The sequence below is a fragment of the Streptomyces sp. NL15-2K genome (assembly GCF_030551255.1).
Classification (GTDB): domain Bacteria; phylum Actinomycetota; class Actinomycetes; order Streptomycetales; family Streptomycetaceae; genus Streptomyces.
Genome location: NZ_CP130630.1, coordinates 7,917,268 through 7,930,494, shown reverse-complemented (window position 1 = coordinate 7,930,494; position 13,227 = coordinate 7,917,268). Strand labels below are relative to the sequence as shown.

The following is a 13,227-nucleotide window of genomic DNA, read 5'->3' as shown; positions in this document are numbered from 1 at the left end:
TTCTTCTGGCCGAATCATGGGTGGATCACCCGACGTCGAGGCGCAGGAGGTCCTCCTCCGTCTCGCGGCGGACGATCACGCGGGCCTCGCCGTCGTCGACCGCTACGACCGGCGGGCGGAGCACGTGGTTGTAGTTGCTGGCCATGGACCGGCAGTACGCACCCGTGGCCGGTACGGCGATGAGGTCACCCGGTGCCAGGTCGGCCGGCAGGAACGCATCCTTGACCACGATGTCGCCGCTCTCGCAGTGCCTGCCGACGACACGGGCGAGCATGGGCTCGGCGTCGGAGGCGCGGGAGACGAGAGCGACGGAGTACTCGGCGTCGTACAGCGCGGTACGGATGTTGTCCGACATGCCGCCGTCGACGGAGACGTAAGTGCGCAGCCCGTCAAGGGGCTTGATGGTGCCGACCTCGTACAGCGTGAAGGCGGTCGGACCGACGATGGCGCGCCCGGGCTCGACGGAAATACGGGGCGTGCGCAGCTTGGCCGCCTCGCACTCCCGGCTGACGATCTCGGTCAACGCCTTGGCGATCTCGTGGGGTTCGCGGGGATCGTCGTCACTCGTGTACGCGATACCGAGCCCACCGCCGAGGTCGATCTCCGGCAGCTCGACCCCGTGCTCGTCACGGATGTCCTTCAGCAGTCCGACGACCCGATGGGCCGCGACCTCGAAGCCGGACATGTCGAAGATCTGCGACCCGATGTGGCTGTGAATACCGATCAGCTCCAGCCCGTCGAGCTGAAGAGCACGCCGTACGGCCTCGGCGGCCTGCCCGCCGGCCAGCGGAATCCCGAACTTCTGGTCCTCGTGGGCGGTGGCGATGAACTCGTGCGTATGGGCTTCCACACCGACGGTGATACGGATCTGCACGCGCTGCCGCTTGCCCAGGGACTGCGCGATGTGGGCGACGCGGACGATCTCCTGGAAGGAATCGAGAACGATCCGCCCGACACCGGCGCGGATGGCCCTGTCGATCTCCTCCGTGGACTTGTTGTTGCCGTGGAAGGCGATGCGGTCGGCGGGCATGCCGGCGGACAGGGCGGTGGCGAGCTCACCGCCGGAGCAGACGTCGAGATTGAGCCCTTCCTCGTGCAGCCACCGGACGACGGCCCGGGAGAGGAAGGCCTTGCCGGCGTAGAAGACATCGGCGTCATGACCGAAGGCGGTACGCCAAGCCCGCGCCCGCGCCCGGAAGTCGGCCTCGTCGACGATGTAGGCGGGGGTGCCGAACTCCTCGGCGAGCCGGGTCACAGGAAGGCCGCCGACGGTGACGACGCCGTGCGGGTCCCGGGTGACGGTCTGGGCCCACACCTTGGGGTCGAGGGTGTTGAGATCGGCGGGCGGAGCGGAGTAGTGGCCCTCCGGGAGGACATCGGCGTGACGGGGCCCGGCGGGGTGTGCGGATCGGCTCATGGCTCTTGGGGTAGCTCTCTGTGTGCTGGTGTCAGAGGTGGTCGGGTGCGTCGATACCGAGCAGGGACAGGCCGCCGGCCAGCACCGTCCCGGCGGCTTCGGCAAGGGCGAGCCGGGCGCGGTGGGCGGCCGAGGGTTTCTCCTCGCCGCGCGGCAGGACGGCGGGCAGCAGAGGGAGGACGGCATCGGCGACGGTGACGAGGTGCCGGGCGAGACGGTCGGGGGTGCGGTGTGCTGCCGCACGGGCGAGGACGCGGGTGTGGTCGGCGAGGGTGGTGAGGAGGGCGTCCGTGGTGTCTGTGGTGCGTGTGGGGCTTGCGGTTGCGAGGTCTGTGGTGTCTGTGGTGCTTGCGGTTGCGAGGTCTGTGGCGTCGGCGGTGTCCGTGGGCCCGGGCTCGGCGGTGAAGCCCAGGTCGGCGGCGTTACGGGTCAGGACCCGGGTGCGGGCGTGGGCGTAACGGACGCGGAAGAGGGGGTTGCCCTCGCGCTGGGCGAGGTGCTCGTCGGTGATACGGGGCCGGTCGTGGGAGGCCGGGTGGAGCAGGGCCCAGCGGGCGGCGTCACGGCCGAGGGGGACGGGGTCGTCGCCAGGGGCCGCCGGTACGGGCCGTAGGTTGACGTCGAGGGGAGCGGGGGTGTCTCGGGGAGCGGGGGCGTCCGGGAGGGTCCGGGCGTCGGGGAGAGTCCGGGCGTCGGGCACGGCCCGGGCATCGGGGAGAGTCCGGGCGTCGGGCACAGCCCGGGCATCAGGCAGAGCCCGGGCGTCAGGGAGAGTCCGGGCGTCAGGCACAGCCCGGGCATCAGGGCTGCCGAAGGCATCGACGCGCACGCCGAGGACGCTCTCCCACTCCGGCTCGGGGCGGGCCGCGGCTGTGATGCGGACGAGGGCGCCCTGGGAGCGGAGGAGGCGGGCGACGGCGTCGGCGACGACCAGGGCGCGGACTTCGTGGGGGGCGTGGAGCCGCACGAGCTGCCCGGTGGAGCAGTCGGCGTGTCCGTACCGCGATCCGCGCCGCAGGATCTCCTCGACGAGAGCGACGGACGAGGTGCTCCGCAGGCTGATGTTGAGGAACCCGGGCCCGGTGACGACGACGTCGGTGACGTGTTCGGTACCGAGGAGCCGGGCCTGGAGGATCTCAGCGACGCGGCGAGGCGGCTGCCCCGCCGGGCGGGCGAGCTGAAGAGCGATGTTGGTGGCGTAGTCCCCACAGCCACCGGGCCCGGGCACCGTGACGACGGCCCGCTCCGGAACGGTCACGCTCAGCTCCCCCTCGTCGACAGCGCGACGCACCGCGCGCAGCACGGTACGGGAGAGCTCGACGGGGGTCACGGGACAAGCGTAGGCGAGGAGGGGGGTGGGTAGGCGAGCAGGTTTCGGCGGGTCCGAGATGTGGACGGGCAGAGGACGGCCGGAGTCGTAGGACGACCGCCCCGGCGATTCAGCGGCCGGTCCGCCCGGCCCGCTCGGCCTCCCCGGCACCGAGCACGCTCCCGAACACAGTCCCGCCCGGTGTCGGCCGTTCCATCGACACGTCCATCGGCTGTTCCATGGCCCCTTCCATCGGCCCTTCTGCCGGCACGGCGAGCTGCTTCCGCTCGATCAACTGCCGTACGAGCCGGACGAGTTCGGCGGGCTCGAAGGGCTTGGCGAGGAAGGCGTCGACGCCGACGTCGAGGCCGGTCTCGACCTCGTACTGCGTACAGGCGCTGACGATGGCGAGGGGAAGGTCACGGGTCCGAGGGTCGGAACGCAGCCGGGCGGCGGTCCGCAACCCGTCCAACCGGGGCATGACGACATCCAGGGTGACGACATCGGGCCGCACCTGATGAACGACATCCAGACACTCGGCACCATCGGCCGCGGTCACCACCTCGAGGCCCTCCAGCTCGAGATTGACCCTGATCAGCTGCCGGATGACCTTGTTGTCGTCCACAACAAGCACCCGGCCGGATGCGCCTGGCACAACTCGAGAGTAGGTGCGGACCGGCCATCGCGTCCGGGTTTTACCTACTTCTGACCCCGTGCGAGGGACCATCCGCTCCCCGGACACCCCCGACCACCCCGCGAGGGCCGGCCACGACCTGCTCGCGACGCCGGAAACCCGTTCATGAACACCCCGAAGGAGCTGGTAGGGTTTTACCCGTCGCCGCGAACACCGCAGCCGACACGCCCCCGTAGCTCAGGGGATAGAGCAACGGCCTCCGGAGCCGTGTGCGCAGGTTCGAATCCTGCCGGGGGCACCGGAAATTTAGGCCCTGAACTGCAGAAACGCAGTTCAGGGCCTTTCTTGTGCATGCCATAACGCACACGGCCCACTTGGCCATGACCACTCGATCCGATGAGCCCTCTACCTGCGGCTTTGCGGCGCCACACGGATGGAATCCCAAATGTCCGATCCCGCAAATTCGACTTGCGCGGGCTATTTGCGGGACGGAGGGCCGCATCGCAGCGTCATCGCCGGAAGTGACCTACTGTGACCTACATGTTTCCGACGAGGTCGGTCGGAAGGCACACGGAGAAAAGGGCCGTTTGACTTTCGCGGGCCAGTGCTCGGCACGATGCGGGCGGCCCGTCGCCGCGTCGGATGCGAGCGTCGGTACCACGGCGCAACGGTTTACGGCATGCTGGGCATACGAGCAGGTACGCCGCAGGAAGGATCTACGCGCTTCGGGAGTCGCTCGACGAATTGGTCGGACCTCCGGCGCTGTGACCCTGCCCCGGCACATCGACTGGGGCCTGCACTACGAATCCGACCTCGCCGACGAAGCCGACCTGCTCCTCATGTACGAGTGGGTCATCCGTGAGGCCCAGACCGCGGCCGACCTGCGGTCGCATCTGAAAGTCGATCTGGTCCGCCGGCACTGGACGGACGTGTTCCTGCCCACTCCGGCCCGCGCGGCCTGGCAGGCCCGCTTCCCCGGGCTCGCACCTGCGGCGGCCGCTTCGAGTCTTCCGGTGACGGCATTTTCGGTTCCTGCTCCACCAGGGCCGGCGTTACCGCGCCGAGTCCGTCAGCGATGCCCTCACGAGTGTTGGCCGCAGCAGTTGGCCAGCGCATCGCCCTGTACTCGCGACAGAACGCGAACCAGGGCAGTTCCTCAAGGGCCTGCTCCGCAGTGGACAGGCCGCCGACCCGTGTCGGCGGCCTGTCTGCGGTCAGGCCAGGGGTTCGGCGTCCAGACGGAACACTTCCGCCGGGCCCGCTCGGAACGCGGGACTGGCCGTGTCGGCCTCGATCATGTGCGGGGTGGCGTCGTGCGCGCTGAGCGCCTCCTGGGACGACCAGCGCTCCATGAGAACGAAGCGGTCGGGGTCGCCGCTCACCTGGTGCAGGTCGTACTGGAGGCATCCCGCTTCGGCTCGCACGAGCGGCGCGAGGTGCTCGAACGCGGCGATCTGGTCCTTGCCGCGCCCCGGGAGCGTGGTGATGTGGATGACGAGCTGTATCGGCTGGGACATGTGGTGAGCCCTTTCCTGTTTCTCTTGTTCTTCTCTTGCTCGGACCGCTGTGACCTGGCTTGTTCGCCGGGCCCGGAAGGGTCCTGACGCACCGGTGCCGGGATGGGACTCCGGCTGCTGGGCGTAGATTCGCAGCACCCGCCCGACGCCCCGGACATGGCCGAGGCCCCGCAGTTCGTCCATCGCGCTGTGCAGCGCGTGCTCGGGTGCCGGGAAGGTAATGAACACGATGCGTGCCTGCGACTCAGCGCCGTGCTGGTCCACCGTGCGGATCGACACTCCGTGCCGCCCGAACACGCCTGTCACCTCGGACAGGACGCCCGGCGCCTCATCGACGTCGGCGCGGATGTAGTAGGAGTGCACCAGCTCCCCCGTCGGCCGCATAGCCGCCGGCGGGCCGACGGGGACACGGTGGTGCGTGCCGCGCAACCGCTGATCCGCGGCGCCGACGACATCGCCCAGGATCGCCGACGCCGACGGGCGGGGGCCGGCGCCATGCCCGTAGAACATCAGCTCACCGGCGGCGGAGGTGGTGATGAAGACCGCGTTGAAGCTGTCCCGGACGCTCGCCAGCGGATGATCACGTGCGATCAGCGCGGGGAAGACCTGGGCGCCGATCGTCCCGTGCGCGTCGGAGCCGTCGGCGAACCGCTCGGCCACCCCCAGGAGCTTGATGTCGAAACCGAACCGGGAGGCCAGTTCGAAGTCCTCGCGGTCGAGGCCGACGATGCCCTCCCGGCTGACGTCGTCGGCCAAGACCGACCGGTTGAAGGCCAGCGAGGCGAGAATGGCGATCTTGGACGCCGCGTCGGTGCCCTCGATGTCGGCGCTCGCCTCGGGCTCGGCGTATCCCAGCTCCTGGGCCTTGGCCAGCGCCTCGTCGAAGCTCAGCCCCTCGGCCGTCATGCGGGTGAGCACGAAGTTCGTGGTGCCGTTGACGATGCCGGCCACCCGCGTCACGTCCTCGGCCAGCAAGGACTCCCGCATGGGTCGCAGGATGGGCACGGCCGCCACGGCCGCCGCCTCGAAGAAGAGGTCGGCCCCCGCCCGGTCGGCCGCGGCGAACAGCTCGGGGCCCGCGTCGGCGACGAGCTCCTTGTTGGCGGTCACGACCGACTTTCCGGAGTGCAGCGCTGCCGTCACCAGCTCTCCGGCCGGTGAGGTGCCGCCGATCAGCTCGACCACGACATCGACGTCCTCGGCCTTGACCACCTCGTAGGCGTCGCCGGTGAACATCTCCGGGTCCAGCACCGGGGAGCGTGGCTTGCCCGGATCGCGCACGGCGACCCGCACCAGCTCCAAGGACACTCCCGCGACCTCCTCGATCGCGGCGCGCCGCTCGACGAGCAGTTCGGCGAACTCCTCCCCGACCGTTCCGCATCCGAGCAGTCCGATTCGGACTCTGTTCCTCATTCCGGGACCTTCACACTCTCGGAGACATGATGCGGCTGGTGGGTCCCGAAGCTGCGTCGGTAATAGACCAGTGGTGCCTTGCTCCCCGTGGTCTCCGCGGCGTCGACGCGACCGAGCACGATGACGTGGTCTCCGCCGTCCACCAGATCGGCCACGGTCGACGCGATCCATGCCGAGGCCCCCGCGATGCGCGGGAGGTCGTGGTCGACGTCCCAGGACGTTCCGCGGAACTTGTCGATGTCGCTCCGGGAGGCGAAGGACATCGCCAGATCGTCCTGGTCGGCACCGAGCACGTTGAGGCCGAAGCGACCCGACTCGCGGATGACGTCGAGCGTTTGCGACCTCCGGTCCAGGCTGACCAGGACCATCGTCGGCGTGATCGACAGCGAGGTGAAGGCGCTGACGGTCGCCCCGCGCGGCGCTCCGCGCCGGGGCATGGCCGTCACGATCGACACGGGCGTGGCCACGCAGGCCATGACGTCCTTGAAAGCGTCCTGCAAGGTGATCTCAGTGGTGTTCATCGAAGCCGCCTCTTCCGATCGGCAGGGTGGTCCCCCGCCTGCCGTTCCCGCCGCACGAATGCGTCGTCCGCGGGATCCATCCCCAGGCCGAATCCAAGACCGGGGAGTTCGTCGACGAACCACGACTGGAGGAGCCTTGGATACGCGTCGGACGCGAACACCTCGGCCAGTGCGTCATCGACGGCGCGGACGAATTCCTGGTCGTGACGCCGCATCATGAATCCGTAGAACTCCCCACCCAGCCGCGTGTCCAGGAGTCTGATTCCTTCCGGTGTGCCGCCGCCGCGCAGCAGTGCCCGGAGAATCACCTCGTCCGCCACCATGGCACCGACCCGCGGGTCGTCGAGGAAGACATCCCTGGCCTCACCGATGGACGCCACGCCCACGAAAGTCCAGTCGAATCCGAGGTCCGTCCGGGTTTCCAGCGCGGCCTGGCTCGTCGAGCCCTGGATACCCACAACGTGCAGACCGCCTGCCGTCACCTTCACACCGGGCTTCACCGCGATCCGGTGCGAGGTGCGGAAGATCGGCCTGCTGAAGGCACAGCGCCGCGCTCGCGCCTGCGTGATCGTCGTCGAACCGCATTCGATGTCGATGCGATGCCGGGCGAGCAGTGCCTCCCTCGTGGAGGAGGTGACCTCGACGGCCTCCAGCGGCGGAGCCGTGTGAGGGGTGCCGAGGACCGTGGCGAGGACCAGCCGCGCCAGGTCCACGGAGTAGCCGACGGGGCTGAAGTCCGCGGTCGGCGCGTAGGAGAACGGCGGGGTGCTCCGCTGGAAGCCGACGCGCACCCGGGCGCCGTCGCGTGCGTCACCGGACATGGCCGACCGTCCTGTCTGTCGAGCCCTGGGCCGCGAGCGTCTCGACGAGCCCGAGCACAGGCGTGGGATCCGTCAGGAGGTACATGTGTCCGCCGGGAACCGTCCGTTGCGAGAAGTGCCCGGTCGTCAGCGACGCCCAGCCGGCCATGTCCTCGGGTGCCAGCAGCGGGTCCTGGCCGGCCGCCACGCAGTACAGGTCGACCGGGAGCGGCCGGGGAACCAGCGCGGGGAACTCGCGGGACATCCAGGCCAGGTCCGCGGCCAGGATGTCCGAGTGGAAGGCGTCCGCGGCACTCGTCAGGGCGTCGCCCACGGCTCCGGAGACGTCGACGGTCCGGCCGTGCCGCACCTCCCCCACCGGCTGCCGGCCGACAGGGCCGATCCGGTCGGTGTACGGCGGTGGCGCCTGAGCCGACAGCACCACGCGCACGCGGCGGCGGTAGACCGCCCAGATCGCGTCGGCGACCGCCCACGCGATGGTCGCGCCCATGCTGTGGCCGACCAGTACGAGGTCGTCGTACGGCATCCCGCAGATGTCCCGGGCGATCCGCACGGCGAGATCGCCCAGGTCGTCGGTGAGTGGTTCCGCCGTGCGGTCCTCGCGCCCCTTGAGCTGGACCAGGACCACGTCCAGGTGCGGGGCGAGCTGTTCCGCCCAGCCCCGGTAGGCGGACATGCCCCCGCCCGCGTGGTGGAAGCAGACGGCCGCCGTCCGGTGCCCGGGACCATGACGCCGGAGCAACCGGGCGTCTGATGAGAGGGGTTGATGGAGCATCAGGCATCGGCCCACGTCTCGGACCGTTCATGGCCCGGCACAGCGAGGCGGCGCAGGCCCGTCCGGTACTGCTCGGCGAGCTGCCGGTACTCGGCGGCCGTCTCGTCCAGCACCGCCACGTCGCTGTCGCTGAGCGTCATCAGGGCGGAGGGCGGGGTGCCCGCGATGAGGCTCCGGGACGGGTAGAGGGGCCCGACGCCGAGCACGACTCCCGCCGACACCCGGCAACTCTCCCCTACCCGGGCCCCGTTCAGCAGTATCGCGCCGATGCCGACGACCGTTCCGGAGGCGACCGAGCAGCCGTGCAGCACCGCGCTGTGGGCGATCGTGACGTCCCGTCCGACGACCAGCGGACTGTCGGGGTCCGAGTGCAGCATGGCATGGTCCTGGATGTTCGACCCCTGGCCGATCCGCACCTTTCCCTTGTCCCCGCGAATGGTGACGCCGGGCCACAGGCTGACGCCCTCCTCGATCTCCACGTCCCCGATCACCACCACGTCGTCGAACGCGTAGACGCTCGGGTGGATACGCGGCAGGACACCCTGGAAGCTGTACGTCCGCACAGGTCATGCTCCTTTCTCGAGCAGCGAGGAGAGCCGGGTGAGGCTCGCCAGCACCTCGTCCTTGGACAGCCCGAAGTCCACGAGGCACGCGACCTCGTCCACGCCCATGTCCCGGAACCCCTCCAGCGTCTGCCGGGCCTGCTTCACATCGCCGATGAGCGAGCTGGAGGAGACGTACCGCTGGAACACCATCTCGAGGAACTCGTCCCGGTCCGCGTCGAGGTTCTGCAGCGTCCGGGACTTGTCCTGCGACTCGCTCTGTCCCGAGGTCGCGTGCTGGGTGACGAAGGAACTCAGGTACTCGGTCATGGGTGTCCGCACGCGCTCCACGGCCTCGTACGCGTCGACGCCGACGTAGGTGTGCAGCATCAGCGAGACGACACCCCGGTCGGGGTCGAGGCCGGCCCGGGCCCGCGCCTCGCGGTAGACGTCGATCCGCTTCTGCAGTTCGGCCGGCCCGAAGTTGATGAGGGCCGACAGGACGTTGAGGCCCTGTTCGCCCGCGAAGCGCCACGAGTCGACGCTCTTCGACGAGGTCAGCCAGACGGGGAGTTGAGACTGCACGGGCCGGGGGAAGGTCAGGATGTCGTGGCGTTCCCCGGCGGGGTCGGTCCGTTCGACGGGGACTCCGCGCCACAGCTGTTGCAACTGCTCCCGCGCCGCGTTGAGCGCCTGCCCCCGGCTCTCGTAGCCCTCGGGGTTGAGGACGAAGTCCCGTGAGTGCCAGCCGGGCGCCACCGCGAGGTCCACGCGCCCGCCCGACAGGTTGTCGACGAGGGCCCATTCCTCCGCCACGCGCAGGATGTCGTGCAGCGGAAGGTTCACGCTTCCCGACCGGATCCGCACGTTCTCGGTGATCACGGCCAGGGCGGAGCCCAGGACGGCCGGGTTGGGGTAGGCGCCGCCGGCCTCGGTGAAGTGCCGCTCCGGAGTCCAGATCGCGCCGAAGCCCGCGCCGTCGACGAAGCGGGAGACGTCCAGGAGAAGGTCGTAGGGGTCGCTGTCGCCACTCAGTCCGGAGAAGAAGATCACGCCGAGGTCGGGGAGGGAGGACGCGGCCGGATCGCGCTGCCTCTCGGGGGCGGGCGCTGAGGCGGATACGGGTGCGGGGGCGGGTGTGCCCGTGGTGCCCGACCTCAGTTTCGCCTTGAGCTGCGCCAGCTGCCCGGCGTCCAGGAAGGATCCGTCAGACATGTGCGGGCTCCTCCAGCAGCAGTGCCTTGATCACGTTCGTGGTTCCCGACACGGAGCTGTTCTCGTAGAAGTCCCGGACAGAGAAGTCGAGTTCGAAGGTCTCGCGGAGCTTGTTGATCAGCTGGATCGCCATCAGCGAGTTTCCGTCGAGTTCGAAGAACCCGCGGTCGTGGGCCGAGGCCGCCTCGCCGAGGAAGCTCTCGAAGATCTGCCCGACGACCCGTCGGATCTCTTCCGTGGGATCGTCGAGGTCGCCGGGGCAGTCGCCTGCCGCCGGCTCGGTGGTGGTCGCCGGTCCGGTGGTGGTCGCCGGTCCGGTGGCGGGGGCCTGTGCCGCAGGCTCACCGGAACGGGCGGTGTCCCCGCCGAAGCCGAGCGCCGGCTCCACCCAGTGGACGTGCCGCTCGAATGCGTACGTGGGCAGCGACGTCATCCGTGCGGCGCTCGCGTACTCGTCGATGGGCACGTCGGGGTCGGCGGTCCAGCCCAGTGCGACGGCGTCCGCGAACGACTCGTCCTCGTGCTCCGGTTCGCCCAGCGTCTGGGCCAGTTCGAGGGTCGAGGCAGCCTCGGGCCCGAAGCCGGCCCGCACCAGGTTGCTCATCGACCGGCCGGGGCCGATCTCGATGAACCGGCGCACGCCCAAGCGCCGCAGTGTGTCCACCGAGGTGGCGAAGTCGACCGTACGCAGCAGATGGTCCGCCCAGTAGTGCGGGCTCCGGGCCTCGTACTCCGTGAGGAGCCCGCCGGTGATGTTCGACACCAGCGGGATCCATGGCGCCCGGAAGGTGCAGGACGTGAGGAACTCCAGGAACCGGTCTGCGGCCTCCCGCATGAGCGGCGAGTGAAACGCGTGCGATGTCGCCAGTCGCTGGTGGTGGACACCGGCGTCGACGGCGAGCGCGGCAGCCGCGTCGATGGCCTCGTGGCTGCCGGACAACACGTGCTGCTGCGGGGAGTTGGCCGCCGCGACCACCAGGGAGCCGCCGTCCAGCAGGTCCGCGAAGGGCTCCAGGCGATCGACGGCGAGCATCGCCCCGGTCTCGCAGCGTCCCATGAGCCGCGCCCGCGTCACGACGAGCGCCGCGGCCGACCGCAGGTCGAACACGCCCGCGACGGTCGCGGCGACGATCTCGCCGAGGCTGTGTCCCAGGACGTACCGGGGCCGGACGCCCGAGTCGATGAGGGTGGCCGCCAGCGCGTACTCGACGGCGAACAGGAGCGGCTGCGCCACCGAGGTGTCGATGCTGTCCACCTGGCCGTCGGACCCGAGGTACGTGTTCACGTCGAAGTCCATGTGCTCGTTCACCGCGGCGGTCGCCTCGTCGAGCCGGCGGGCGAAGCGCTCGTTCTTCGTGGCGAGTACGGCTCCCATCGCCCCGCGCTGCGTTCCCTGGCCCGCGAAGACGAACGCGATCTCGTCGGAGTCCGCCTCGGCTCCCCGGTGGTACCGCCCGGCCTTCAGACGGGAGACCGCCTCTGCCCGGTCGACCGCGGCCAGCGATGCCCGGTAGGGGTGCCGTGTCCTTCCCTCGCGCAGCGTGTACGCGTACTCGGCGAGCGAACCCTCCGGGTGCGCGGCGAGATGCTGTGCCAGTGCGGTCGCCTGGCCGCGCAGGGCGGCCTCGGACCGCGCCGAGAAGGTGAGGATGCTGGGGCCGTCGGCGGGTGCCGCGGGCTCGGCCGGCGTCTGCTCGAAGCTCTTCAGGATGACGTGGCCGTTGGTGCCGCCCATGCCGAACGCGCTGACGCCCGCCCAGGTGTCTCCGTCACCGTCGAGCGGGTGCCCCTCGGTGGTCACGAAGTAGCGTGAACCGTCCAGTTCGAGCGCGGGGTTGACCTCGCCGACGTTCACCGTCGGCGGCACGTACTTGTGCTTCAGGACCAGGGCCGCCTTGATCAGCCCGATGATGCCGGCCGCGATGTTGAGGTGCCCGAAGTTGCCCTTGAGGGAACCGATTCCGCACCGGGCGCCGTCGAGGCCGTACGCCTGCTTGATCGCCTCGATCTCGATGGGATCTCCGAGCGCGGTCCCGGTGCCGTGCGCCTCGATGTAGGTGATGTCCGTCTGCTTGGCGCCGGAGACCTGGAGGGCGTCGCTGAGCACTCCGACCTGGCCCGAGACGCTCGGGGCGGTGAAACTCACCTTCTCCGCACCGTCATTGTTCACCGCAGAACCGGCGATCACCGCGTGCACGTCGTCGCCGTCGGCGATCGCGTCGCGCAGCCGCTTCAGCAGGACGAGGCCGAGGCCGTTGGTGAACAGCGTGCCGTTGGCCTCGGCGCCGAGCGGGCGGCAGACGCCGTCCGGCGAGAGCACCCCGCCGACCTGGTACTGGTATCCGGACTCCTGCGGCACCCGTATGTGCACCGCGCCCGCGATGGCCGCGTCGCACTCGTTCAGGAGCAGGCTCTGCACGGCCGAGTGGACGGCGACGAGACCGGTCGAGCACGCCGTCTGCACGTTCACGCTGGGCCCGCGCAGATTCAGCTTGTAGGAGATCCGGGTGGCCAGGAAGTCCTTGTCGTTGCCGTGTCGGACGACCATCTCGCCGAGCGAGTCGACCAGGTCGCGGCGGCGGAGTGCCCCGAAGAGGTAGGTACTCATTCCCGAGCCGGCGAACACACCGATCCGCTGCTGGGTGCGCTGCGGATCGATGTTGGCCCGCTCCAGCAGCGACACTGACGACTGGAGCATGAGGCGCTGCTGGACGTCGAGGACGTCCGCCTCGCGCGGCGAGTATCCGAAGTACGTGGAGTCGAACTCGGCGACGCCTTCCAGGACTCCGGCCCGCTTCACATGGTCCGGGCGCGACCGTTGCCCCGTCGGCACCCCGGCGGACGCGACCTCCGCGTCCGTGAGATCCCTGATGGCGCTCTCGCCGTTCACCAGCTTCTGCCAGAATGCGTCGACGTCGTCGGCCTGGGGCAGTCGGCATTCCATCGAGACGATCGCGATCAGCTCGTCATCATTGTCCATGTTCATCCTTGGTCCGTACGGTGCGGTGCTGTGCGGGGACAGGTCACTGCGGTGCGGGGCGAGTCGGTGCGGTGCGGAGGCGA

General features: G+C 69.8%; 10 protein-coding genes and 1 tRNA gene. 1 reads left to right on the top strand and 10 read right to left on the bottom strand.

Translation table 11 applies throughout. The annotated features are described in order from the left end of the window. Positions 1-25: 25 nt before the first annotated feature. The 3 genes from lysA to Q4V64_RS35900 form a co-directional block, all read right to left on the bottom strand. The gene (gene lysA / locus Q4V64_RS35910) at positions 26-1,417 is read right to left on the bottom strand and encodes a diaminopimelate decarboxylase (RefSeq protein WP_124436737.1); all 1,392 of its coding nucleotides are present in this window, start codon (positions 1,415-1,417) and stop codon (positions 26-28) included. Positions 1,418-1,448: 31 nt separating this feature from the next. After that, positions 1,449-2,747, bottom strand: coding sequence for an ArgS-related anticodon-binding protein NrtL (gene nrtL / locus Q4V64_RS35905; RefSeq protein WP_124436738.1), 1,299 nt, complete (start codon positions 2,745-2,747; stop codon positions 1,449-1,451). 109 nt (positions 2,748-2,856) lie between these two features. After that, on the bottom strand, positions 2,857-3,360 hold the full coding sequence (locus tag Q4V64_RS35900; RefSeq protein WP_124436774.1) for a response regulator: 504 nt from the start codon (positions 3,358-3,360) through the stop codon (positions 2,857-2,859). A gap of 226 nt (positions 3,361-3,586) precedes the next feature. Between Q4V64_RS35900 and Q4V64_RS35895 the strand changes: the two genes are divergently transcribed. After that, positions 3,587-3,658 (top strand) — tRNA-Arg (locus Q4V64_RS35895). 916 nt (positions 3,659-4,574) lie between these two features. Here Q4V64_RS35895 and Q4V64_RS35890 read toward each other — a convergent pair. The 7 genes from Q4V64_RS35890 to Q4V64_RS35860 are packed head-to-tail and all read right to left on the bottom strand — an operon-like array spanning position 4,575 to position 13,144. Next, positions 4,575-6,290 (bottom strand): homoserine dehydrogenase, encoded by a 1,716-nt coding sequence (locus Q4V64_RS35890; RefSeq protein WP_124436739.1) that lies wholly within the window; start codon positions 6,288-6,290, stop codon positions 4,575-4,577. Next, a complete protein-coding gene (locus tag Q4V64_RS35885; RefSeq protein ID WP_124436740.1) occupies positions 6,287-6,811 on the bottom strand; it encodes a flavin reductase family protein in 525 nt (174 codons plus the stop codon). The genes Q4V64_RS35890 and Q4V64_RS35885 overlap by 4 nt, the downstream gene beginning before the upstream one ends. Then, the gene (locus tag Q4V64_RS35880; protein ID WP_124436741.1) at positions 6,808-7,632 is read right to left on the bottom strand and encodes a transporter substrate-binding domain-containing protein; all 825 of its coding nucleotides are present in this window, start codon (positions 7,630-7,632) and stop codon (positions 6,808-6,810) included. Before Q4V64_RS35880 ends, Q4V64_RS35885 begins: the two co-directional genes overlap by 4 nt. Next, positions 7,622-8,407, bottom strand: coding sequence for an alpha/beta fold hydrolase (locus Q4V64_RS35875; protein WP_124436742.1), 786 nt, complete (start codon positions 8,405-8,407; stop codon positions 7,622-7,624). Before Q4V64_RS35875 ends, Q4V64_RS35880 begins: the two co-directional genes overlap by 11 nt. After that, the gene (locus Q4V64_RS35870; protein ID WP_124436743.1) at positions 8,407-8,970 is read right to left on the bottom strand and encodes a gamma carbonic anhydrase family protein; all 564 of its coding nucleotides are present in this window, start codon (positions 8,968-8,970) and stop codon (positions 8,407-8,409) included. The genes Q4V64_RS35875 and Q4V64_RS35870 overlap by 1 nt, the downstream gene beginning before the upstream one ends. 3 nt (positions 8,971-8,973) lie before the next feature. Continuing rightward, a complete protein-coding gene (locus Q4V64_RS35865) occupies positions 8,974-10,164 on the bottom strand; it encodes a MupA/Atu3671 family FMN-dependent luciferase-like monooxygenase (protein WP_124436744.1) in 1,191 nt (396 codons plus the stop codon). Beyond that, positions 10,157-13,144 carry a type I polyketide synthase gene (locus Q4V64_RS35860; RefSeq protein WP_172628935.1) on the bottom strand — a complete coding sequence of 996 codons (2,988 nt, stop codon included), beginning with the start codon at positions 13,142-13,144 and terminating at the stop codon, positions 10,157-10,159. The genes Q4V64_RS35865 and Q4V64_RS35860 overlap by 8 nt, the downstream gene beginning before the upstream one ends. Between the last annotated feature and the right edge of the window lie 83 nt (positions 13,145-13,227).

Coding starts and splice junctions, on each gene's coding strand:
- lysA (WP_124436737.1), bottom strand. CDS start 1,417: ATGAGCCGATCCGCACACCCCGCCGGGCCCCGTCACGCCGATGTCCTC.
- Q4V64_RS35890 (WP_124436739.1), bottom strand. CDS start 6,290: ATGAGGAACAGAGTCCGAATCGGACTGCTCGGATGCGGAACGGTCGGG.
- Q4V64_RS35885 (WP_124436740.1), bottom strand. CDS start 6,811: ATGAACACCACTGAGATCACCTTGCAGGACGCTTTCAAGGACGTCATG.
- Q4V64_RS35880 (WP_124436741.1), bottom strand. CDS start 7,632: ATGTCCGGTGACGCACGCGACGGCGCCCGGGTGCGCGTCGGCTTCCAG.
- Q4V64_RS35875 (WP_124436742.1), bottom strand. CDS start 8,407: ATGCTCCATCAACCCCTCTCATCAGACGCCCGGTTGCTCCGGCGTCAT.
- Q4V64_RS35865 (WP_124436744.1), bottom strand. CDS start 10,164: ATGTCTGACGGATCCTTCCTGGACGCCGGGCAGCTGGCGCAGCTCAAG.
- Q4V64_RS35860 (WP_172628935.1), bottom strand. CDS start 13,144: ATGGACAATGATGACGAGCTGATCGCGATCGTCTCGATGGAATGCCGA.